This is a genomic window from Halomonas sp. H33-56 (assembly GCF_040147035.1).
GTDB classification, from domain to species: domain Bacteria; phylum Pseudomonadota; class Gammaproteobacteria; order Pseudomonadales; family Halomonadaceae; genus Halomonas; species Halomonas litopenaei.
Window position 1 is genome coordinate 2,221,569 of sequence record NZ_JAMSHP010000001.1, and the last position, 21,560, is coordinate 2,243,128.

Annotated in this window: 20 protein-coding genes; 7 read left to right on the forward strand and 13 right to left on the reverse strand. The window is 64.2% G+C overall.

The window, feature by feature from the left end; genetic code table 11:
- Nucleotides 1-16 precede the first annotated feature (16 nt).
- Both gcvP and gcvH read right to left on the reverse strand, forming a co-directional pair.
- Nucleotides 17-2,911, reverse strand: a complete 2,895-nt coding sequence (gene gcvP, locus NFH98_RS09425; RefSeq protein ID WP_348828043.1) for an aminomethyl-transferring glycine dehydrogenase — start codon at nt 2,909-2,911, stop codon at nt 17-19.
- Nucleotides 2,912-3,057: 146 nt separating this feature from the next.
- Nucleotides 3,058-3,450: a glycine cleavage system protein GcvH gene (gene gcvH, locus NFH98_RS09430; protein WP_045991479.1), complete on the reverse strand. Its 393-nt coding sequence runs from the start codon at nt 3,448-3,450 to the stop codon at nt 3,058-3,060.
- A gap of 564 nt (nt 3,451-4,014) precedes the next feature.
- Between gcvH and NFH98_RS09435 the strand changes: the two genes are divergently transcribed.
- Nucleotides 4,015-5,406 carry an alanine/glycine:cation symporter family protein gene (locus NFH98_RS09435; protein ID WP_045991478.1) on the forward strand — a complete coding sequence of 464 codons (1,392 nt, stop codon included), beginning with the start codon at nt 4,015-4,017 and terminating at the stop codon, nt 5,404-5,406.
- 83 nt (nt 5,407-5,489) lie between these two features.
- Entirely contained in the window at nt 5,490-6,599 is a 1,110-nt protein-coding gene (gcvT, locus tag NFH98_RS09440) for a glycine cleavage system aminomethyltransferase GcvT (RefSeq protein WP_045991477.1), read from the forward strand.
- A 152-nt stretch (nt 6,600-6,751) separates the two neighbouring features.
- Here the strand turns inward: gcvT and NFH98_RS09445 are convergent, their stop codons facing one another.
- The 6 genes from NFH98_RS09445 to NFH98_RS09470 all read right to left on the reverse strand — a co-directional run bounded on the left by NFH98_RS09445 (nt 6,752) and on the right by NFH98_RS09470 (nt 12,368).
- Nucleotides 6,752-7,384 carry an alpha-ketoglutarate-dependent dioxygenase AlkB family protein gene (locus NFH98_RS09445; protein WP_349622594.1) on the reverse strand — a complete coding sequence of 211 codons (633 nt, stop codon included), beginning with the start codon at nt 7,382-7,384 and terminating at the stop codon, nt 6,752-6,754.
- A 150-nt stretch (nt 7,385-7,534) separates the two neighbouring features.
- Nucleotides 7,535-8,107, reverse strand: coding sequence for a phosphatase PAP2 family protein (locus NFH98_RS09450; RefSeq protein WP_348816058.1), 573 nt, complete (start codon nt 8,105-8,107; stop codon nt 7,535-7,537).
- 150 nt (nt 8,108-8,257) lie between these two features.
- Nucleotides 8,258-9,418, reverse strand: a complete 1,161-nt coding sequence (locus NFH98_RS09455; protein ID WP_349622595.1) for a glycosyltransferase family 4 protein — start codon at nt 9,416-9,418, stop codon at nt 8,258-8,260.
- 163 nt (nt 9,419-9,581) lie between these two features.
- Nucleotides 9,582-10,517, reverse strand: coding sequence for a LysM peptidoglycan-binding domain-containing protein (locus tag NFH98_RS09460; RefSeq protein WP_349622596.1), 936 nt, complete (start codon nt 10,515-10,517; stop codon nt 9,582-9,584).
- Nucleotides 10,460-11,335 carry a 1-acylglycerol-3-phosphate O-acyltransferase, YihG family gene (gene yihG / locus NFH98_RS09465; protein ID WP_222516842.1) on the reverse strand — a complete coding sequence of 292 codons (876 nt, stop codon included), beginning with the start codon at nt 11,333-11,335 and terminating at the stop codon, nt 10,460-10,462. Before yihG ends, NFH98_RS09460 begins: the two co-directional genes overlap by 58 nt.
- Before the next feature lie 130 nt (nt 11,336-11,465).
- Nucleotides 11,466-12,368: a LysR family transcriptional regulator gene (locus NFH98_RS09470; RefSeq protein ID WP_349622597.1), complete on the reverse strand. Its 903-nt coding sequence runs from the start codon at nt 12,366-12,368 to the stop codon at nt 11,466-11,468.
- A gap of 182 nt (nt 12,369-12,550) precedes the next feature.
- On the opposite strand from NFH98_RS09470, the gene NFH98_RS09475 reads away from it, so the two are divergent.
- The 3 genes from NFH98_RS09475 to NFH98_RS09485 all read left to right on the forward strand — a co-directional run bounded on the left by NFH98_RS09475 (nt 12,551) and on the right by NFH98_RS09485 (nt 15,618).
- The gene (locus tag NFH98_RS09475; protein ID WP_045991472.1) at nt 12,551-13,252 is read left to right on the forward strand and encodes a CoA transferase subunit A; all 702 of its coding nucleotides are present in this window, start codon (nt 12,551-12,553) and stop codon (nt 13,250-13,252) included.
- A 57-nt stretch (nt 13,253-13,309) separates the two neighbouring features.
- Nucleotides 13,310-13,969, forward strand: a complete 660-nt coding sequence (locus NFH98_RS09480; protein ID WP_045991471.1) for a CoA transferase subunit B — start codon at nt 13,310-13,312, stop codon at nt 13,967-13,969.
- Nucleotides 13,970-14,325: 356 nt separating this feature from the next.
- Nucleotides 14,326-15,618 carry an MFS transporter gene (locus NFH98_RS09485; protein WP_045991470.1) on the forward strand — a complete coding sequence of 431 codons (1,293 nt, stop codon included), beginning with the start codon at nt 14,326-14,328 and terminating at the stop codon, nt 15,616-15,618.
- 9 nt (nt 15,619-15,627) lie between these two features.
- Here NFH98_RS09485 and NFH98_RS09490 read toward each other — a convergent pair whose 3' ends face one another.
- From NFH98_RS09490 to NFH98_RS09500, 3 genes are all read right to left on the reverse strand, one after another.
- Nucleotides 15,628-16,386, reverse strand: coding sequence for a VOC family protein (locus NFH98_RS09490; RefSeq protein WP_348828050.1), 759 nt, complete (start codon nt 16,384-16,386; stop codon nt 15,628-15,630).
- A gap of 237 nt (nt 16,387-16,623) precedes the next feature.
- Complete coding sequence (locus tag NFH98_RS09495) at nt 16,624-16,887, reverse strand: GrxA family glutaredoxin (protein ID WP_045991468.1); 264 nt, start codon at nt 16,885-16,887, stop codon at nt 16,624-16,626.
- Between the two features lie 187 nt (nt 16,888-17,074).
- Nucleotides 17,075-17,905 (reverse strand): inositol monophosphatase family protein, encoded by an 831-nt coding sequence (locus NFH98_RS09500; protein WP_108133581.1) that lies wholly within the window; start codon nt 17,903-17,905, stop codon nt 17,075-17,077.
- Nucleotides 17,906-18,026: 121 nt separating this feature from the next.
- On the opposite strand from NFH98_RS09500, the gene hybE reads away from it, so the two are divergent.
- The gene (gene hybE / locus NFH98_RS09505; RefSeq protein ID WP_108133582.1) at nt 18,027-18,446 is read left to right on the forward strand and encodes a [NiFe]-hydrogenase assembly chaperone HybE; all 420 of its coding nucleotides are present in this window, start codon (nt 18,027-18,029) and stop codon (nt 18,444-18,446) included.
- 142 nt (nt 18,447-18,588) lie between these two features.
- The gene (locus NFH98_RS09510; RefSeq protein WP_375038409.1) at nt 18,589-19,356 is read left to right on the forward strand and encodes a 3-hydroxybutyrate dehydrogenase; all 768 of its coding nucleotides are present in this window, start codon (nt 18,589-18,591) and stop codon (nt 19,354-19,356) included.
- Between the two features lie 373 nt (nt 19,357-19,729).
- Here NFH98_RS09510 and NFH98_RS09515 read toward each other — a convergent pair whose 3' ends face one another.
- Both NFH98_RS09515 and NFH98_RS09520 read right to left on the reverse strand, forming a co-directional pair.
- Nucleotides 19,730-20,269, reverse strand: coding sequence for a response regulator transcription factor (locus NFH98_RS09515; protein WP_045991464.1), 540 nt, complete (start codon nt 20,267-20,269; stop codon nt 19,730-19,732).
- Nucleotides 20,270-20,290: 21 nt separating this feature from the next.
- A complete protein-coding gene (locus NFH98_RS09520; RefSeq protein WP_045991463.1) occupies nt 20,291-21,550 on the reverse strand; it encodes an ATP-binding protein in 1,260 nt (419 codons plus the stop codon).
- Nucleotides 21,551-21,560: the final 10 nt, after the last annotated feature.

Genomic DNA, 21,560 nt, shown 5'->3' on the forward strand with positions numbered 1-21,560 from the left:
TTTGCCTGCGACGGGATCAGTCGCGGTATTCGTCGATGCTCGGGCAGGAGCAGATCAGCTGGCGATCGCCCAGCACGTTGTCGACCCGGTTGACCGCCGGCCAGTACTTGGCACCCTTGACCGCCTCGGAGGGGAAGGCGCCGATCTCGCGGGAGTAGCCCCGGTTCCAGTCCGCGTCCATCAGGTCGGCCATGGTGTGCGGGGCCTTCACCAGAGGGTTGTCCTCCAGGCTCCACTCGCCGCTCTCGACCCGGGCGATCTCCTCGCGGATGCCGATCATGGCGTCACAGAAGCGGTCCAGCTCATAGAGTGACTCCGACTCGGTGGGCTCGATCATCAGGGTGCCGGCCACCGGGAAGGACATGGTGGGGGCGTGGAAGCCGTAGTCCATCAGGCGCTTGGCGATGTCTTCCTCGCTGATGCCGGAGGCCGCCTTGAGCGGACGGATGTCGATGATGCACTCGTGGGCCACGGTGCCGTTCTGGCCCTTGTAGAGCACCGGATAGTGCGCTTCCAGGCGAGTGGCGATGTAGTTGGCGCCGAGGATGGCAAGCTCGGTGGCTTCGCGCAGGCCGCGTGCGCCCATCATCTTGATGTAGGCCCAGGAGATCGGCAGGATCGAGGCCGAGCCGAAGGCCGCCGCGGACACCGCGCCGGAGTCCTCTTCGACACCGTCGATCGGGGTCACGCTGTGGTTGGCCACATGGGGCGCCAGGTGCGCCTTGACACCGATCGGGCCCATGCCGGGGCCACCACCGCCGTGGGGGATACAGAAGGTCTTGTGCAGGTTGAGGTGGCTGACGTCGCCGCCGAAGTCACCCGGACGTGCCAGGCCGACCTGCGCATTCATGTTGGCGCCGTCGATATACACCTGGCCACCGTTGGCGTGGACGATGTCGCAGGCCTCGCGCACGCCTTCCTCGAACACCCCGTGGGTGGACGGGTAGGTGAGCATGATCGCGGACAGTGCCTGTGAGTGCTGCTCGGCCTTGGCCTTGAGGTCGGCCAGGTCGATGTTGCCATCCTCGTCGCACTCCACCACCACCACGCGCATGCTGCACATGGCAGCAGAGGCCGGGTTGGTGCCGTGGGCGGAGCTGGGGATCAGGCAGACGTCACGGTGGCCCTCGCCCTGGGCCGCCTGGTAGCGACGGATCGCCAGCAGACCGGCGTATTCGCCCTGGGCGCCGGAGTTGGGCTGCATCGAGATGTGGTCGTAGCCGGTGATCTCCACCAGGAAGGCCGCCAGTTCGTCGATCATCTGGCGATAGCCGGCGACCTGATCCTTCGGCGCGAAGGGATGGATGCGGGCGAACTCCGGCCAGGTGATCGGCATCATCTCGGTGGTGGCGTTGAGCTTCATGGTGCAGGAGCCCAGCGGAATCATCGCGTGGGCCAGCGACAGGTCCTTGTTCTCCAGGCGCTTGAGGTAGCGCAGCATCTCGGTCTCGCTGCGATAGCGCTGGAAGGTCGGGTGCTCAAGGAAGTCGCTCTCGCGTCGGCAAGCCGCAGGAATGCCGCTGGCCTGGGACTCGAGGATGCCGTCGTCGAGTTCGCGCACGCCAAGGCCGTGCTCCTCGCCCAGCAGCACGTCGAACAGCGCGTCCAGATCGTGGGCGGTGGTGGTCTCGTCGAGGCTGACACCCACGTCGCCGTTGTCGAAGTAGCGCAGGTTGATCTCGTGGGTCATGGCTCGACCGTGGATCTTGCCGCGATCGACCCCGGTCAGACGCAGGGTGTCGAAGTAGCTGTCGTTGGCCAGGCTGACGCCTTTCTGGGCCAGGCCGGTGGCCAGGATGGTGGTCAGCCGATGGATGCGCCCGGCGATGGTGCGCAGGCCCTCGGCGCCGTGATACACCGCGTAGAAGCCGGCGATGTTGGCCAGCAGCGCCTGGGCGGTGCAGATGTTGGAGGTGGCCTTCTCGCGACGGATGTGCTGCTCGCGGGTCTGCATGGCCATGCGCAGGGCGGTGTTGCCGCGGGCATCCTTCGACACCCCGATGATACGGCCGGGGATCGAGCGCTTGAGCTTGTCGGTGGTGGCGAAGAAGGCAGCGTGGGGGCCACCGAAGCCCATCGGCACGCCGAAACGCTGGCTCGAGCCGACCACGATATCGGCGCCCATGGCGCCGGGCTCCTTGAGCAGTACCAGGGCCATCAGGTCGGTGGCAACGCAGGTCATCACGCCACGCTTCTTGGCCTCGGCGATCAGCGGTGCCAGGTCGTGGACGCGGCCGTCATTGCCGGGGTACTGCAGCAGTGCGCCGAAGACGTCATGGCTTGCGAGTTCTTCCGCCGGGGCGATGACGATCTCGTAGCCGAACCAGGAGGCGCGGGTCTCGAGTACGTCCAGGGTCTGGGGGAATACATCGTCGGCAACGAAGAAGGCATTGGTCTTGGCCTTCTTGTTGGAGCGTCGGCACAGCGCCATGGCCTCGGCGGCGGCGGTGGCTTCATCCAGCAGCGAGGCGTTGGCCAATTCCATCCCGGTCAGGTCCATCACCATCTGCTGGAAGTTCAGCAGGCCTTCCAGGCGGCCCTGGGAGATCTCGGGCTGATAGGGGGTGTAGGCGGTGTACCAGCCCGGGTTTTCCAGCACGTTGCGCTGAATGACCGCCGGCAGGTGGGTGTCGTAGTAGCCCTGGCCAATGTAGCTGCGGGCGACCTTGTTCTGGCGGGCCAGACGATACAGGTAGTCCAGCGCCTCGGCTTCGGCCTTGGGGGGATCCAGATCGAGCTCACGGCCCAGGCGAATGTTGGCGGGCACCGTCTTGTCGATCAAGGACTCCACGCCTTCGACACCCAGGGCCGACAGCATCTTGGCCCTGTCGTCCCCATCGGGACCATTGTGACGACGGAGAAAGGCATCGTGATCGGCCAGTTCGGCCAGGCGACGTGTATCGAAAGCCATGGAACACCTTGAGTGTGACGGACCCCGAAGATCCGGATGAATAACGGGTTGCCTCGCGTGGTGGCGGGCGCGTTGGCCGGGGCCACATGGCCCCGGCGAGGGGAGGGAGTGGCTCCCCCTGGTGGCGCGGGTCGCAGAGGCCCGGCTCAGCCTTCGGCGTCGACCACCGCCTGATAGGCGTCGGCGTCGAGCAGGTCGTCGAGGGCGCTCTGGTCGTCGAGGCGCACCTTCATGATCCAGCCATCCTCGTAAGGCGCTTCGTTGACGGTCTCCGGAGCGTCCTCGAGGGACTCGTTGACCTCGACGATCTCGCCGTCCACCGGCGCATAAAGGTCAGAGGCGGCCTTGACCGACTCGATAACGCCGAATTCGTCGCCCTTGGCGAGGCTGGTGCCGACCTCGGGCAGGTCGACGAAGACCACGTCACCCAGGGCTTCCTGAGCGTGATCGGTGATGCCGATGGTGACGGTTCCGTCGCCGTTGTCCTGAATCCATTCGTGGCTGTCGACATAGCGCAGGTTGGCGGGGATTGAGCTCATCTCGATTTCCTATACGAAAAAGGTTTTCCGGTTTCGCGCATGCTAACGCCATTCTCGGCGTTTGGCGAGTCCATGATGAGAGAAAAACGGGGTGGTCGCCGCACTCTCAAGACATAGGGTGGAACGACTCGCGGTTGGCGTCCAGTCCACGCCCGTGGCTGAAGCCACGGTGAGGTGATAGGGATGGGCGGATGGCACGTGATGGACGCGTTGGTGGCGAGACCCGGCATGATTCGACGTTGGCGACTATGCTACAGACGTCGAAGAGGCGCGGGGGCCTTCAGCGACCAAAGGGGGATTTGCCAAGACCAAACGCCTTGGCTAAGGTGGCAAAAGTTTCCAATAGGAAACACGGTTGACGTTCATGCAAACAACGGCTGGCGAAGCGGCGTTAGCGTGGACAAGCGTTGCTGGTGCCCTTGCGACAATATCCGCTATCGTAGGCGGGTCCGTGCTGTCGATTCGTCTGACATGCCTGTTATTCCGATAACAATTCACGGTAAACAGGCTTTCTGCTGGTCGACAGCGCATAACAACAAGTGCCGAGTCAAAAGGGAGACTTCCGTGGAAGCACTCAACAATATCTTCTCCGCCATCAATGGGGTGGTGTGGGGACCGATCATGCTGATCCTGTTGCTGGGGGTGGGTATCTACCTCCAGTTGGGTCTCAAGCTCATGCCCATCCGCAAGCTGGGGATGGGGTTCAAGCTGATGTGGGGCGGGCGTGACAGCAAGTCCGAAAGCAAGGATGAAGGCGAGATCTCGCCGTTCAACGCCTTGATGACGGCGCTGTCGGCGACCATCGGTACCGGTAACATCGCCGGTGTGGCCACGGCGATCGCCCTGGGTGGCCCCGGTGCGGTGTTCTGGATGTGGATCACCGCCCTGGTGGGCATGGCGACCAAGTTTGCCGAGGCGGTGCTGGCGGTGCGCTATCGCGAGACCGATGACACCGGTTTCCATATCGGCGGACCGATGTACTACATCAAGAACGGACTCGGCCGCAAATGGCTGTGGCTGGGTGGCGCCTTCGCCTTCTTCGGCGCCGTGGCCGCCTTCGGTATCGGCAACACCGTGCAGTCCAACTCGGTGGCCGACGCCCTCGAGTCGAGCTTCGGCATCGAGCCCTGGATTACCGGTGTGGTGATCATGGTGCTGGCCGGTGCGGTGATCCTCGGCGGCATCAAGCGCATCGCCAAGGTGGCCGGCAAGCTGGTCCCGATCATGGGTATCGCCTACATCATCGCCGGTGTCAGTGCCCTGGCGGTCAATGCCGACCAGATCGGCGGCGCCCTGAGCAACATCTTCTACTACGCTTTCAATCCCCATGCCGCCATGGGTGGCTTCGCCGGCGCAGCCGTGATGGCGGCCATCCGGTTCGGTGTCGCTCGGGGTATCTTCTCCAACGAGGCCGGTCTTGGCAGCGCGCCGATCGCCCACGCCGCGGCCCAGACCAAGAACCCGGTTCGCCAGGGGCTGATCGCCATGCTCGGTACCTTTATCGATACCATCATGGTGTGCACCATCACTGCCCTGGTGATCCTGACCGCGCCGATCTGGGAGACCGGTGAGGCCGGCGCCTCGCTGACCGCGCTGTCGTTCGACAATGCCCTACCCAATGGCTGGGGTGAGGCCATCGTGTCGATCGCCCTGGCGATCTTCGCCTTCACCACCATCCTTGGCTGGTCCTTCTATGGCGAGAAGTGCTTCCAGTTCCTGTTCGGTACCCGCTCGATCATGATCTACAGGGTACTGTTCGTGCTGGCCATTCCGGTGGGTGCCCTGGCCCAGCTTGGCTTCATCTGGCTGATGGCCGACACCTTCAACGCCATGATGGCGATTCCCAACCTGATCGCCCTGGCGCTGCTGTCGCCGGTGGTGTTCAAGCTGACCAAGGACTACTTCGACGGCAAGGACATCCTGCCGGGCGAGGCCCTTGATCACGACAAGTCCTGAGCCTGAGCCGACCACGGGAGGTGCCCTCAGGGGCACCTCCTGTCGTTGCAAGGGTTCTTTCACGAACCACGAGACGAAACGCCATGAGTGAACTCAAGACGACACCGCTGAATGCCCTGCATCGAGAGCTGGGGGCCAAGATGGTCCCGTTCGCGGGCTATGACATGCCCGTTCAGTATCCGCTGGGGGTCAAGAAAGAGCACGAGCATACCCGCGCGGCCTGCGGCCTGTTCGACGTCTCGCACATGGCGCAGATCCTGATTCGTGGCGAGAACGCGCTGGCCGCGCTGGAGACCCTGGTGCCGGCGGATCTGGTCGGCCTGCCCGAAGGCATGCAACGCTATGGCCTGTTTACCAGCGAAGACGGCGGGATCCTCGATGACCTGATGACGGTCAACGCCGGTGACCACCTTTACCTGGTGGTCAACGCGGCCTGTCGTGATCAGGACATCGCCCATCTGCGTCGCGGGCTGCCCGACCACGAAGTCGAGGTGGTCGATCGCGGCCTGCTGGCGCTGCAGGGGCCGAAGACCGCCGATGTCATGGCGCGCCTGTGTCCGGCAGCCTGCGAGATGGTGTTCATGCAGCATGGTCGCTTCGACATCGACGGTATCCCGGTGTGGATCAGCCGCAGCGGCTATACCGGCGAGGATGGCTTCGAGATCTCGGTGCCGGCGGATCAGACCGACGCCCTGGCGCGCAAGCTGCTGGCCGAGGAAGAGGTCGAGGCCATCGGCCTGGGGGCGCGTGATTCTCTGCGCCTGGAGGCCGGGCTCTGTCTCTACGGCCACGATATCGACACCACCACCACGCCGGTGGAGGCGGGGCTGATCTGGGCCATTGGCAAGCCGCGTCGTCGTGGCGGCGAGCGCGCCGGTGGATTCCCGGGGGCTGATCTGGTGCTGCACCAGGTCGAAGTCAAGGACCACCAGCGCAAGCGCGTCGGCCTGCTGGGCGAGGGACGTGCCCCGGTGCGCGAAGGTGCCGAGCTCTACAGCGAGGACGATCGTCTACTCGGGCAGGTGACCTCCGGTGGCTTTGGCCCCAGCGTCGGCAAGCCGGTGGCCATGGGCTACGTCAGCCTCGATCACGCCGAGATCGGCACCACCGTGTACGCCGAGGTGCGTGGCAAGCGTCTGCCGATGACGGTGACTCGCATGCCGGTTATCACGCCGGGTTACTATCGCGGCTGACAACGCTGCTGACATCTCGATAGACAACGCGTTATACCGTTATCTTGGATGGCGGAAAGTTGCCATCGGATGAACGATCAACGGCGCCCACAGGGCGCCGTTTTTATGTCCTGGGGAAAGAGGCTGCACGAGTCTGGCGCCAGCATTGCAGGTCAGGCGACAAGTCGACGAAAGGTCAGGTTGATTCGCTCACCCGGGATCTTGCGCGGCAGCAGGGCGTGTTCGAGCTGTTCCTGGCAGCCTGGCCCCATCCATAGCAGGCTGCCGCTTTCGAGCCAGGCGTTGAAGGCCGCGGACGAGCGGTCCTTCCAGCGAAAGCGCATGGGACGGGTCGCCCCCAGGCTGATGGAGGCGATGGTAGGGCAGTCGCCAAGTTCCGCTTCGTTATCGCAGTGCCAGCCCATGCGGTCCTCGCCGTTGCGATAGCGGTTGATCAGTACGCTATTGAAGGCGGTGGTCGGTGTGCTCTTGTCGACGGCCGAAAACCGTTCGAGGAGGTCATTGAGACGATCACGCAGGGCCGCCACCGACGGATGCCAGGGGCAGGGCGCGAAGTCCCTGCCGGAGTAGCGATAGGCGTGATCGCCCATCCATACCTGCTGGCGGGGAATGGGATGACTGCGCCCGTAAAGGGTCAGTTCGGGCTGCTGCCAGTCGAGTTCCTGGCGCAGCCTATCCTGCAGGTCGCTGGCGTCGGACTCGCTTATGAGCCCGGGCAGGTAGTAAAGCGGCGGGGTCTCGACCAGGGTTTGGGGTGGCGCTTCGAGTGGTGCTTCGTGTAGCAATTTGAACAGCGCTTTGGGGTCATGTAGAGGCATTCAAGCAGGATGCCAGTGAAGGCTGGCTGGCGCCACCGATCAGGAGCGGTGGCGCTTGTTCTGGAGGTGCGGGCGAGATGCGGGCGAGCGGCAGTGATGCCCCCCCCCGAGGCGGCGTCAGTGGGACGCCGCGATCAGCAGAGTGGTCGAGGAAAGCCCGAGGCTAGCCAGGGCCATGCCATAGCCGAGTGCCGCGCCGGCAAGGACGTCACTGTAGTAGTGCAGCCCCAGGCCCACCCGCGAGATAGCGATCAAGCCCGCCAGCGGCAGCAGCCAGGGCAGCAGGGCGGGGCTGTGTACCGCGACCAGGGTACAGAACATCACCGCGTGCATGGTGTGGCCGCTGGGGAAGCTGTAGCGGTCCCTGGCCGGTTCGTTGCACTGGATGCTGCCGCCAAAGGTGATGAAGGGCCGCTCTCGACACAGACGGGTCTTCAGCAGCTTGTACACCGCGATAGCCACCACGGCGGTGAGGGTGTATTCGAGCATCAGGCGCAGACCGATATCGCGGCCGTGGATCGCCGGCAACGCCACGATCAGCGCCACCCAGATCGGCCAGTCGCCCAGCTTGCTGGAGATCTTCAAGGTGGATAGCCAGGGGCGGTGAATGCTGAGGCCGGCGGTGCGCTGGCACAGTTGCCACTCGAGCATATCCAGGCGGTCGAACATCTGCGGGATTTTAGTGGGCATGTCACATCTCCCTGGCGGTAAGTCGTCTTCTATCGTCTTTTGTCGTCATGTGTCGTGCTAGGGCCCGCTGCCTGTGGCCTCCACGCCGCCGCTCGCTCTGGCGGCGGGGGTGTTCGCTCTGGCGGCGGGGTGTTCGAGCCACTGCCTGATCTAGGCCTTGGCGGGGTCCGACAGGCCGGTTCCCGACGTCAGGGCTTGGTGATGGGCGTCGAGGAAGGTCTGGGCGATGGATGGCCAGCGGTAGGCCAGGGCGCGTTCCCGGGCGGCGCGGCCCAGGCGGGCGTAGCGTGCCTGCTGCTGGCATAGGGCTGTCGCCTGCTGGCGGAATTCGGCGTTGTCACCGGCGGCGACGCTGACACCATCCTTGTCGGTGGTGATCAACTCGGCGCCGGCCGCGTGGCGGAAGGCTACGACCGCCAGGCCGCTGGCCATGGCTTCGAGAATGACGTTGCCCCAGGTCTCCGACAGCGAGGGAAAGACGAAGATGTCGGCGCTGGCGTAGTGGATCTGCATCTCGGCGGAATCGATGAAGCCGGTAAAGATGGCGTCCGGCTGGGCCTTTTCCAGCGATGCCCGGCCGGGGCCGTCGCCCACCACCACCAGGCGCATGTCGGGGCGCGCCTCGAGCATGTCGAGAAAGGTGTCGCGCAACAGCTCCAGGTTCTTCTCCGGCGCCAGTCGGCCCACGTAGAGCGCCACCGGCTGGTGCTGGCCGACACCCCAGCTGTCGCGCAGTTGCTGACTACGCTTGGCGGGGGTGAAACGCTCGCCTTCGATGCCGCGTGCCATGACGCTGACGCGCTCGAAGCCTCTTTGCGTCAGCTCCCGGGCTTGCTGATGGGTCGGTACCAGGGTCGCCGCACAGCGATTGTGAAAATGACGCAGGCGATCGCGTACCAGTGGCGCCAGCCACGGCAGACCATAGTCCTGGCAGTAGTGATCGAAGTTGGTGTGCCAGCCGCTGACCACGGGGATGTCCAGCTTTTCTGCCGCGCGCAGCGCTGACCAGCCCAAGGGGCCTTCGGTCGCTACATAGATGGCGTCGGGACGATTGTCGCGCCATAGCCTGCGCAGACGACTGGCGGAGGTCCAGCCGATACGCACTTCCTTGTAGCGCGGCATCGACATGCCGCGTACACGAAGTTCGTGGGCCATCCCGGTGGCGGGTTCGGTGGAGCCGTCGACGGGGGCCGGCCGGACCAGCTGCAGCGTCACGCCAAGAGCACGCAGTTCCTGGCTGATGCGCCCCAGCGTATGGGCGACCCCATTGATATCAGGAGACCAGGTTTCGCTGACCAGACAGATGCGCATGGAATTCCTCGTACCGGTCGGGCCCCGTATGGCCCGCTCCCGAGACAGAGTGATGCTCCAGCATGACATCTCTAGGTCAGCGATATGAACAGGCTGTTACGGTGTCGATGGGGCCGGGCGACGGACAAGCGGTCTGTGCTTGCGTCGACTCGGCCCGCAGCGCTCAGCGAAGGATGGTGTCCGGGTCGATGGGCTTGCCGCCATGGCGCATGTCGAACAGCAGATCGTGGCGGCCGGTCGAGGCATGCTTGCCGACCACGCATAGTGGGGTGCCGCGGCTGACCTGTTCTCCCTGCTTGACCAGCAGGTCGTCACATAGCGCGTAGACACTCTGCAGGTTATCGGCGTGGTGCACGATCACCACCTGGCCCAGTTGGCGCATGCCGTCGGCAAACCGCACCTGGCCATCGGCAACGGCCTTGGCCCGGGCGCCCTCGTCGGTGGCCAGCAGCATCGGCTGCAGGCTGCCGCGGCTGTCCTTGCCGTAACGGCGCACCACCCGGTAGTCGTCCAGCGGCCAGGGCCAGCCACGAGCGTTTGAGGCGACCGGACCGGGATCCGGCAACGAAGCGGAGCGAGAGGGGCTGGACGTGCCTGAGCTGCTGGATGATGAGCGGCTGGCGACCGATCGGCTGGCCAGCGGCACCTGGATCACCTGGCCGACCTTGAGGTCGGTGGCGCGGACGCCAGGGTTGGCACTCTGGATGCGCTGAGCGGTGGTGCCGAAGCGCCTGGCAACGGCGCTATAGGTGTCGCCGGGGCGGATCTGATAGCGATAGGGGCCACCGGACGGCGCCCGCTCCTGATGAGAGGGCACCAGCAGGCGCTGACCCACGGCCAGGTGGCGGGCGTCGACACCCGGATTGAAGCGCTGCAGCCGCAATAGCGGTACGCCGGCGCGGCGGGCGATGGAGCCGAGGGTGTCGCCGCGCTGTACGCTGATCCAGTCGCCGGCAATGCTGCTGCCGGCGACGCTGGCGCTGCGTTGCGATGACGTCGGGGATGCCCCCTGACCGGCGCAGCCGGCCAGCAGCAGGGCGATCACCAGCGGTGCGAGTCGAGTGAGGCGTCCTTGTTCTGCCACAGGGCGTTGAGCCATGAGTGGAAGCGTTCCTTGTAGTGCGGGTCGTCGTGATAGCGCCCCTCCAGCATCCACGGCGCCACGTCGAGGCGGCGTGCATCAAGGCGAATGGCCTTCTCCTGGCCGCACAGAAAGCGCCAGAAGCTGGGTTGGCTCGACTGGTAGTCGATGGTGAGGTCGATGATGGCGTCGAGACGATCGCCGAGCAGGTTCAGTACCTGGGCGATGCCGCCGGCCTTGGGGCGCAACAGATGGCGAAAGGGGCTTTGCCTGGCCTCGCGCTTGGCCGGGGTGAAACGGGTCCCTTCGACAAAGTTGATGATGGCAATGGGGACGTCGCGGGCGCGCTCGCACATGCGCTCGGTGGCCTTGCGATCGCGCTCGGCCAGGCGTGGGTTGGCGGCCAGGCGCTCCTTGCTGTAGCGGCGCATGAAGGGAAACTCCAGTGCCCACCAGGCCATGCCTACTACCGGGATCCAGATGAGCTGCTGCTTGAGAAAGAAGCGCGGCATCGGGATCTTGCGATGAAACGCCATCATCAGCAGGAAGATGTCGGTCCAGCTCCGATGGTTGGACAGCACCAGATACCAGGCGTCCGGGCTCAGCCCCTCGGGCACCGACATGCGAAGGTCGGGCTTGACCCAGTGACGCATCCACCACAGGTTGAAACCGATCCAGTTGAGGGCGATGGCGTTGAGTCCGGCCAGCACGCGCCGCTGCCAGCGCCGCCCGGGGGTGACCACCTTGAGCAGGGTCAGGATCACCAGCGGGATGGTCCAGAATAGCGTGTTGCCAACCAGCAGCAGAACGCTGATCAGGCCCTTGAGGGTCGACATTCCTAGGATAACCTCGCAACAGCAGATAGAGCGGGTGTCGCCTGGCCGTGACAGTGGGCGAGGCAGGCCCGCCAATCCTAATGGATCCGGTGCCGGCTGCCCAGTGCGAGGGTCCACGGCCATGTCGGCGTCATGCTTCTGAGAGGGCCGGTGTCTCGATATTGTCGACCAGTACCTGGAGCATGGCGCGGGCGGCCACCGACAGCTCATGGGGATTCCAGGTGACCACCCCCACGGCGCGCTCGATGACGGGATCCTTGAGCGGGCGGCAGACCGCGCCGGCCTCCTGCATCTGACGCAGGCACAGCGAGGGCACCGCGCTGACGCCCAGGCCATTGGCCACCATGCGCCCGACGCTGGCGAGCTGATGGGTCTCGAAGGCTACCTTGAGGGCCCCGTGTCGGGCACCGAGCTGCTGCTCCAGCAGGCGGCGTACCATGGAAGGCCGTTGCAAGGCCACGAAGTCCCAGCTCATCAGGCTTTCCCAGTCGAGGCTTGAATGCTGTACCAGAGGCGAGCGTGGGGGCAGCACGGCCACGAAGCGGTCGTGAAACAGCGGAGTGAAGTGCAGGCTGCCGGTGGCCTCCGGCTCGAAGGCGATGCCCATCTCCACCTGGCGCTGGCGCACCATGTCGATCACCTGCTCGTTGACCACGTCATGTACGGTGACGTTGATGCGCGGGTGCTGGCGGTGAAACACCCCCAGCGCCGGGGCCAGCAGATTGCCGGCAAAGGCCGGCATGGCGGCCAGGGAGAGCCGCCCTAGTTGCAGGGTGAAGCGTTGGCGCAGGGCGTCCTCGGTGTTGTCCCATTCCACCAGCAAGCGTTTGGCCAGTGGCACCAGGGACTCACCTTCGGGGGTCAGGCGGACGCTTCGGGTCGTGCGGATCAGCAGTCTACCGCCTAGGCTGTCCTCGAGACCCTTGATCGCCAGGCTCAGCGCCGGCTGGGAGAGGTGGAGCTGTTCACAGGCCTGGGTGAAGCTCAGGGTTCTGGCTACTGCCAGAAAGGCACGCAGTTGCTTGACGGTCACGACATGCTACCAAGGTCAAATTTATTTAAAGATATAAATAATCAATAAAGAAAACAAACTTAACAAATATATGGGGGCGAGCAACACTGCCTTCAGTGCTACCTTGAGGCAGGGCGGGGCACCCGAACGGTGCCGGTTCGCCACCTCTCCTTTCACTTTCATCGACAGACGAGGCGCCCCACATGGCCGGATTCGACAAGCGCGTGTATTCCTATGAAGAGGCGATGGACGGCATCGAGAGCGGTATGACGGTGCTGGCCGGAGGCTTCGGTCTCTGCGGCATTCCGGAGAACCTGATCGCCGAGATCAAGCGTCGCGGGGTCAAGGACCTCACGGTGGTCTCCAACAACTGTGGCGTCGATGGCTTTGGCCTCGGGGTGCTGCTGGAGGACCGTCAGATCAGCAAGATCCTGGCCTCCTACGTGGGCGAGAACGCCCTGTTCGAGCGTCAGATGCTCGACGGCGAGATCGATGTGCAGCTGACCCCGCAGGGGACCCTGGCCGAAAAGATGCGCGCCGGTGGTGCCGGTATTCCCGCCTTCTACACGGCGACCGGCTATGGCACCCCCATCGGTGAGGGCAAGGAAGTGCGCGAATTCAACGGTCGCCACTATATCCTTGAAGAGGCCATCGTCGGTGACTTCGCCATCGTCAAGGGCTGGAAGGCCGATCGCTACGGCAATGTGGTCTATCGCAAGACCGCCCAGAACTTCAATCCCATGGTCGCCACCGCCGGCAAGATCACGGTGGTCGAGGTCGAAGAGATCGTCGAGCCGGGCGAGCTGGATCCGGCCGAGATCCACACGCCCGGTATCTACGTCGACCGCCTGATCCAGGGCACCTTCGAGAAGCGTATCGAGAAGCGCACCGTACACCAGGGCTGATCAGGCGCATCGCCCTGACGCAACGACTTCTCCAAAGAACAGCAAAGAGGCATCAAGATGGCACTCACTCGTGAACAGATGGCGCAGCGTGTCGCGCGCGAACTCGAAGACGGCTTCTACGTGAACCTGGGCATCGGCATTCCGACCCTGGTGGCAAACTATATTCCGGAAGGCATGGACGTGATGCTGCAGTCCGAGAACGGTCTGCTCGGCATGGGGCGTTACCCCACCGAGGAAGAGGTCGATCCGGACATGATCAACGCAGGCAAGCAGACCGTCACCGCGCGTCCGGGCTCGGCGATCTTTTCCTCGGCGGAATCCTTCGCGATGATTCGCGGCGGTCACGTCGACCTGACGGTGCTGGGCGCCTTCGAGGTTGACCAGAACGGCAACATCGCTTCCTGGATGATCCCGGGCAAGCTGATCAAGGGCATGGGCGGAGCCATGGACCTGGTGGCGGGTGCCGAAAACATCATCTGCACCATGACCCATGCCTCCAAGGACGGCACCTCCAAGCTGCTGGAGTCCTGCAGCCTGCCGCTGACCGGTGCCGGCTGCATCAATCGTGTGCTGACCGATCTGGCCTATCTGGAGATCGATAACGGCGCCTTTATCCTCAAGGAGCGGGCACCGGGCGTCAGTGTCGAGGAGATCAAGGAAAAGACCGCCGGCAAGCTGATCGTGCCGGATGACGTCCCGGAAATGGTCTTCGACTGACCGAAACGCCCTTTGACGAGCGTCACCCTTGCCGAGCCAGCATGTTTTGCTGGCTGATACCTTGAGCGAGAACAAGGTTTTGGCACCCTCGCAGCGGCCCGGCTTACGCCGGCCCGCTGGCGTTTGCGAGACCCTGTCGCGGTTGCCGAATTTATGACCATCTTGAGTCCGGTGCCGCAGTGATCGGGCTTTTGGACGGTTCAAACGCCTTGATGCACAGCTTTATCCACAGAATCTGTGGATGAACCTCGTGGGAGGGATGGAGAGTCTAGCCCTGGCAGGTACAATGCGGCGCCCAGGTCACTGGTCGAGACGGGCTCTCGGCCGGCCATTCGCCATCGCCACGGAGGTCTGTGTTGCGCGCACTCCCTGCCACTCTCCCGGTTCTGTTCCTGTGTGAGATCAGCTTCCTGCTGGGTCACGGTCTGATCATGACCCTGCTAGGGGTCCGCATGTCGCTGGAGGGCTTCCCCTCCCAGATGGCGGGGCTTCTGATGTCGAGCTTCTCGCTGGGGTTCGTGGCCGGAAGCTACTGGCTCGAGAAGCGCATTCGCAGCGTCGGCCATATTCGCGTGTTCGCCGCCTGTGCGGCGTCGCTGGCGGTTACCGCCATGCTTCATGGACTGTGGATCAATCCCTGGGCCTGGCTGGTCTGGCGGCTGATCGGGGGTGGTGCCACGGCGGGCCTGTTGATGGTCATGGAGTCCTGGGTGTCGGGGGAGTCCAGCAACGACAATCGCGGTCGCGTGCTGGGCTGGTACATGGTGATTTCGACCACCTCGCTGGCCGGCGGCCAGTGGATGCTCAATCTGGCCGACCCGGGCGGCCCGGTACTGTTCTCGGTGGTGGGGATGCTGTTTGCGCTGTCGCTGGTCCCGTTGTCGATTCATCGTATCCAGGGGCCCAGTCGTCACCACGATGTGACGCCGCGCAAGATTCGTCTGTCGACCTTGTATCGGCGGGCGCCGGTGGGCCTGGTCGGTGCCTTTACCGGCGGCCTGATGGTGCAGGCGTTCTTCGCCATGACTCCGTACTACGGTCAGGAAATCGGCCTGACCACCGCCCAGACCGCCAAGTTCATGGCGGTTACCACCCTGGTGGCGCTGGTCGCCCAGTGGGGGCTGGGACGGGTTTCGGATCGTCTCGACCGGCGTCGCGTCATTCTGTGGATGGCGATCGTGATGACCGTCACCGGTGCTCTGATCTCGGCGGCGGCCGGTGCCAGCTTCTGGCTGCTGCTGGCGATCGCCTGCGGCCACACTGCCATGCTGCACACCCTGTATTCGCTCAGTCTGGCCCATACCAATGACTGGCTCGAACCCGAGGAGGTGGTCGCTGCCAATGCCAAGCTGATGATCTGGTACGGGATCGGCTCGGTCATCGGGCCTTTCAGTGCCTCGCTGGTGATGCAGGCGGCGGGTCCCGACGGACTATGGCTGTTTCTCGGCATGGCGGCCTTTGCCCTGGCCATGTTCGTGATGGTCAGGCTCCACGGTGAGCGGGGCAAGTCGGTCGAGCAGGAGCCCTTCGTCGCTCAGCCGGTGATGGAGACTCCGCACTTCGCCGAGATCGATCCCCGCTACGAGCCCCAGCAGCTTGAGCTGGACCTGGAGGGTGAAGAAGAGCACACAGCCGACGCCGTCGGCTAACGCCCGGCGTCAGGTGATTTCGCAGCGGCTGTGGGGTGGCAGCATCACGTCGGCGGTGCGCTGCTGGCCCGCACTGGCCTGTTTTTCCAAGAGCAGCAGGCCGCCGAGCTGCACCCGATGTTCATCTCCCTGGGCGAACGCCAGACGCCGAGAGCAGGTCGGGTAGAAGCGGTGTTCGACCATCGCCGACAGCGGGAGCGCCAGATCCTCGTTCTGTCCGGCGTGCAGGCCATGTTGCTGGAGTGCCTGGTCCAGCTCGACCAGGCTTCTGTCGAGTCTGCGGCAATCGAAGGCGACGTGATGCACCCGGGGGCCCATGACCGCCAGCCAGCCGGCCAGTGGATGGGCGCGATGAAGCTGCTGGTAGCTGTCCCAGTCAGGCATCGACCAGGGTCGGTTGGCGCCAAGCAATGGGGTTCGTTCTGCGTTGCCGGTGGCGACCAGCTTCAGCAGAGTATCGCGAGGCTGACGCGACAGACGGGTGGTCTGCAGCTCGACGATGTTCAGTCTCGGCCCTTCTTCACGGCCGGCGAACAGGCAGGCGAGCAGGCCTCGGTCGGGAAGGGCGTAGCGATATAGAGGGCGGTAGCCGTGCTGTTCAAGATCCGGCAACAGGGAGGCCAGGCTCCAGGGGGACTGGCTCACGGTGACCAGCGTGAAGCACTCGACCGGCGCATCCACCGGCCACAGGCGCAGCGCACCGATGTCAGGGTGCTGATGGACGTAGTCCAGCCACAATTGCTGAACGAAGCGCTGCTGCTCTGTCATTGCCGATCCTTGCCTGCCAGGAAGCCTGTTCTGTGAGTATAGGCAGGAAGGAGGGACGATCTTTCAACGACGGGCGAACGTTCAACGGTTTCGGCGGCCAGACGGGTGAGGGCAAGCTCTGTTGGCCAGGATGGGCAGGGCAGGTGGCATGACCAGGCGCACGTTTCGTGGGGTCTTCAGCAAGAAAACGGGAAGCCCGTGTGGGCTTCCCGTCTTGTTACCGGCTGTGCCGTCGGTTCAGGCAGGCATCAGCTCATTGTCGCGAACGTACTGGTCGAACTCGGTAAAGCCGCCCACGTGGGTCTGGTCGACGAAGATCTGCGGCACGGTGGTGACCGGCTTGCCGATGGTCTTTTCCATATCGGCCTTGGTGATGCCTTCTTCGTGGATGTCCACGTAGCGGTAGCCCTCGATGCGACCGGCGTCGCTCAGGGAGTTGGCGAGCTCCTTGGCACGTACGCAGAAGGGGCAGCCGGGGCGACCGAAGATGACAACAATCATGAAAGCTCCTCGCATCGTTGATGCAGTGGGTAGTGTTGAATCAGCGACCTGTCCGGCGCCATGCGGCGGGACGGTCAATGAGTAAGTGGATGGCGCGCATTGTGACGGATTGCGTCGCGGAAGGCCAATAGCGTTGCTGAATGCCGTCCGATCGAACACGGCTATCGACATGGCGAAAAGTCGACGCTCAACCGATACCGATATCGCGCAATTCCCCTGCGTCGGCCTGGCGCAGCAGCTCTCCGAGTTCGTCGAAGATCGCCGGGGCGCTGACCAGCAGGTTCTCGCCGTAAAGGTCCTCGGGCAGGCCCTCCGGGCAGGGATACAGGTGCCCGGTGCGGGCGCCGGCCTCTCGGGCGATCAGCCAGCCTGCGGCGAAATCCCAGGGAGAGACGGTTTCGTAGTAGGCATCCAGGCGACCACAGGCGACATCGCACAGGTCCAGGGCGGCGGCGCCGTTGCGACGCACATCGCGACAGTGGTGAAGCACCGCGCCAAGGCGTCGCATCAGGGGCAGACGGCTGTCACGCCGGTACGGAAAGCCGGTACCGACCAGGCTCTGCTCGAGGGACTCGCTCTGGCTTGCGCTGATCGACTGTCCATTGCGCCAGGCACCCTTGTCGCGTATCGCGGTGAAGGTCTCGCCGAGGAAGGGGGCATGGACCACGCCCAATTGGGTGACGCCATCCTTGACGTAGGCGATGGACACCGCCACATGGAAAAGCCCGTGGGCGAAATTGACGGTACCATCGATGGGATCGACCACCCACAGGGCGCCATCTTGTTCCACGGCATCCTTGTCGGGGGCCAGCTCCTCACTGAGGCGGTCCTCGCCGGGGAAGGCCGATTCCAGGCGTTCGGTGATCATGGTGTCCACCGCCACGTCGGTATCGGTGACCAGCTCCTGGCCTTCCTTGAAGTGATGCTTGAGGTCGTCACCTTCGCGGGCATCGCGGATCATCTTGCCAGCCGCCGTGGCGATGTCGATGGTGGCTTCCAGACGTTCCTCGAGGGTCATGGGCGACTCCTTGCAGGGGGAGGGATTTTGGCTGAAGTCTAACATTCCCGTTCGGCGCGTGCCTGTGGGAGTCGAGGACAGTAACGGGGTATCAAGGGTTCAACAGTGACAGGAAGGTGTGATGTCTGCGTTATCGATGGAGCAGTACCGGCGGCTGGAACGTCTTGCCAGGGAATTCAGTGATCGTCACCTGCGGGCGTTCAAGGCGCGCCCGGAGTTTCACCCCCGGCTTGCGGTGGATGCCTTGTGTTTTGCGCCCTGTCCTGGCCGTCCTGGATGGCTGGTTGGCGCCTGGCTGACGCCCTGCGACCTGTCGCTGGCGCTGGTGCGGGAATCCGCCGAGGCGTGCGATACGGGCACGGCCGGGCCTCAGGTGCTGGAGCTGCCAAGGGGGGAATTCGAGCTGGAGCCGGAAATCATGGCCGGGGACATATTGTGGCGCTGCCTGCTGTTGAACGACCTTGGCGATGTCGACGACATGGGCGAGGCCTGTCGCCTGGCACAGCGGCTGATGGACAAGGTGATGACGGCCCCCGAGTGAGCGATCGAGACCTTTGTCCGGCTGGCGCTGCAATGCAGCACTGGCATATGCTGGGATGCTGATGTAGGCATTGGCAGGCATCGTCATCAGCGACGCCACCCGTTCGACGGGTGATGTGTTCCAGACCCAGAGGAGAGCAATAGTGAGCGATCATTCCACTCCCAGAGTTGCCCTGGTGACAGGCACCAGCAGCGGCATCGGTGCGGCGGTCGTCGCCCATCTGCGTGCTCAGGGGCATCAAGTCCTGGCGGTCGACTTCAACCCGGCCGGACGGGAGGTGGCCGAGGCCGAGGGTGCGGTCTTCCACGAGGCCGATCTCACCCAGGCCGAGGCCTGTCGCGGCGCCGTCGATGAAGCCCTGAGGCGCTTCGGGCGGCTGGATATTCTGGTCAACAACGCCGGCATCCAGCACGTCGCTCCCATCGAGGAGTTCCCCCAGGAAAAATGGCGTCAGATCATCGATCTGATGCTGACCGCGCCCTTCCTGCTGACCCAGGCGGCCTGGCCGTCAATGCGCGAGAATGGTTGGGGGCGCATCGTCAATATCGCCTCGGTCCATGCCCAGGTGGCCTCGCCCGGCAAGGCCGCCTACATCAGCGCCAAGCATGGCATGATCGGACTGACCAAGACCGCTGCGCTGGAAGGCGGCGCCCAGGGCATCACCGCCAACGCCCTGTGTCCGGCCTACGTCAAGACGCCACTGGTGGACAATCAGATCGCCGACCAGGCCAGACTCCATGGGATGGAGGAGCAGGAGGTGATCGAACAGATCATGCTCAAGAATGCCGCCGTTAAGCGCTTGATCGACCCCTCCGAGGTGGCGAGCCTGGTCGGGTATCTTGCCTCGGATGCGGCCGGTGCAGTCACCGGCGCCAGCTGGAATATCGATCTGGGCTGGACCGCCCAGTAAAGCACGCTGTTGCAGAGCCTCCGTTGCAGACCTTTCTGTTTCAGACCCTCTGTTGCAGACCCCCTGGCGCTTGGCCCTTCGTGTTGAGAGCCTGGGGGTAAAATGCACGGGTGCAAGAACCTCTGATCTAGAGGTGCCTGGCGCAATGAAGGACGGTAGGGAAGGCCGGTAGAGAGAAGGACGGTAGAGAGGGCCGGTAGAGAAGGACGGAGAGACACCCGACGTCGGGCATGCACTAGCGTGCTGAGCTCAAACAAGAGACGCAGCCCTTGGGCTGCGTCTCTTTTGTATCGGGTGTCCGCTGTATCGGGCGTCTGCTTTAGCGCGGGGCTACTGTCTCGAGAGCTATCACCAGCGGCGTACGATGGTTTCATCAACGCCGGACTGGCCGCTTCTGCAGCTTGCGCTGCAGGGTGCGACGGTGCATGCCGAGCGCTCTGGCGGTGGCCGAGATGTTGCCGTCGTGTTCCTGCAGCACCTTCTGGATATGCTCCCAGGTCAGGCGGTTGATCGACGGGGGATTGTCCGCCACCTCGGTCTCGGGATTGCCCTCACGCTGTTCCAGGGCGCTGAGTACCTCGTCGGCGTCCACTGGCTTGCACAGGTAGTTGACCGCGCCGAGCTTGATCGCCTCCACCGCCGTGGCGATGCTGGAGTAGCCGGTCAGCACCACGATGCGGCAGTCGGGAACCACCTCCAGCAGTTCGGGCAACAGCTTCAACCCCGAGTCCTGGTCGAGCTTGAGGTCCAGGGTGGCGACCTCAGGCTGGTGGCGACGCGCCAGTTCCAGCGCCTGGGTGGCGTCATGGGCCACCTCGACCTCGTGGCCGCGGCGCTGCATGGCGCGTTCGAGTACGTGGCAAAAGACCTCATCGTCATCGATGATCAGTAGCCGGTGTGCGGTGTCTTGCATGATGTCCTCGTGAATGGAGACTCAGCCGACGCGGGGCAGGGTGACCTCGGTCAGGGTGCCGCCGTCGTGATGATTATACAGACTGACGCCCCCGCCGAAGCGATTGATGGTGGCATGGGTCAGGAACAGGCCGATTCCCAGTCCCTTGCTCTTGGTCGACACGAAGGTCTCGCCGAGCTGGTCGGCGATCGACATGGGGATGCCTGGCCCATGATCGCGGATATCGATGATCACCTTGTCGGCGGTCCAGTCGAGCTGGATCTCGATATCGTCTGGCTGGGCGTCGGCGGCGTTGTTCAGCAGGTTGGTCAGCGCCTGGTCCAGGGTGGTATCCACCGCGATCGATGGCTGGCCGCGTCGGCGTGCGACCTCAAGGCGATGGGTAACGTCCGGGCGCAGCACCAGCCAGCGGTCGATCACGCCATCGAGCCAGCTCTGGGCGTCGCGGGTCTCCGGCTCGTCCTTGCGCCTGAGGTCGGCGCTTTCGACCAGGTTGCGCAGGCGCGCCTTGCAGGTGTCAACCTGCTGGCGCAAGAGGTCGATATCTTCCACCAGCCTGGGGTCGTCGTGGTGTTCGTTCTTGAGTTCGGACAGTACCACCGCCATGGTCGACAGCGGCGTGCCGAGTTCGTGGGCGGTGCCGGCGGCCTGGGTCGCCACCGCCAGCACCTGCTCCGAGCGCAGCGCCGCCTCGCGAGTCCGAGCCAGGGTCTGGTCGCGATGGCGCAGGGCGTGGGCCATCTTGTAGATAAAGAAGGTCACCAGGCCTGCCGACAGGAAGAAGTTGAGCCACATGCCCAGCACGTGAAGGTTGACGCTGGAGGCATAGTGGGAGCCCAGCTGCGGCACCGGATGGTAGACCACCATCAGGGCGCTGTAGGCGGCCATGGCGGTGAGTGCCAGGATCCAGGCGTGACGCCAGGGCAGGGTGGCAGCGGCGATGGTCACCGGCACCAGATAGTAGGTGATGAAGGGATTGGTCGCACCGCCGGTGAAGTAGAACAGCAGGGTCAGCCCGGCCACGTCCAGCAGCAGGTGGATCAGGTACTCGTGATGGCTGACATCCCTGGGCCGGCCCAGGCGCCACCAGGTGGCGATATTGATCAGGCCCATGGCGACGATCACCGCGATCACCGCAGGAACGTCGAGGGCGAAGTCCAGCAGCTCGATGCCGACGATGATGGCGACCAGGAAGCCGGTCCAGGTGATGCCGCGTACGAAGGTCAGGCGGATCAGATTGCGGTTGGGCGTCGACAGCGGCAATGGAAGGGCGGCAGGCATGATCTCTCCC

Coding starts and splice junctions, on each gene's coding strand:
- gcvP (WP_348828043.1), bottom strand. CDS start 2,911: ATGGCTTTCGATACACGTCGCCTGGCCGAACTGGCCGATCACGATGCC.
- NFH98_RS09520 (WP_045991463.1), bottom strand. CDS start 21,550: ATGCCTGCCGCCCTTCCATTGCCGCTGTCGACGCCCAACCGCAATCTG.
- gcvH (WP_045991479.1), bottom strand. CDS start 3,450: ATGAGCTCAATCCCCGCCAACCTGCGCTATGTCGACAGCCACGAATGG.
- gcvT (WP_045991477.1), top strand. CDS start 5,490: ATGAGTGAACTCAAGACGACACCGCTGAATGCCCTGCATCGAGAGCTG.
- NFH98_RS09515 (WP_045991464.1), bottom strand. CDS start 20,269: ATGCAAGACACCGCACACCGGCTACTGATCATCGATGACGATGAGGTC.
- NFH98_RS09500 (WP_108133581.1), bottom strand. CDS start 17,905: ATGACCCTCGAGGAACGTCTGGAAGCCACCATCGACATCGCCACGGCG.
- NFH98_RS09480 (WP_045991471.1), top strand. CDS start 13,310: ATGGCACTCACTCGTGAACAGATGGCGCAGCGTGTCGCGCGCGAACTC.
- NFH98_RS09455 (WP_349622595.1), bottom strand. CDS start 9,418: ATGCGCATCTGTCTGGTCAGCGAAACCTGGTCTCCTGATATCAATGGG.
- hybE (WP_108133582.1), top strand. CDS start 18,027: ATGTCTGCGTTATCGATGGAGCAGTACCGGCGGCTGGAACGTCTTGCC.
- NFH98_RS09495 (WP_045991468.1), bottom strand. CDS start 16,887: ATGATTGTTGTCATCTTCGGTCGCCCCGGCTGCCCCTTCTGCGTACGT.
- NFH98_RS09475 (WP_045991472.1), top strand. CDS start 12,551: ATGGCCGGATTCGACAAGCGCGTGTATTCCTATGAAGAGGCGATGGAC.
- NFH98_RS09490 (WP_348828050.1), bottom strand. CDS start 16,386: ATGACAGAGCAGCAGCGCTTCGTTCAGCAATTGTGGCTGGACTACGTC.
- NFH98_RS09460 (WP_349622596.1), bottom strand. CDS start 10,517: ATGGCTCAACGCCCTGTGGCAGAACAAGGACGCCTCACTCGACTCGCA.
- yihG (WP_222516842.1), bottom strand. CDS start 11,335: ATGTCGACCCTCAAGGGCCTGATCAGCGTTCTGCTGCTGGTTGGCAAC.
- NFH98_RS09450 (WP_348816058.1), bottom strand. CDS start 8,107: ATGCCCACTAAAATCCCGCAGATGTTCGACCGCCTGGATATGCTCGAG.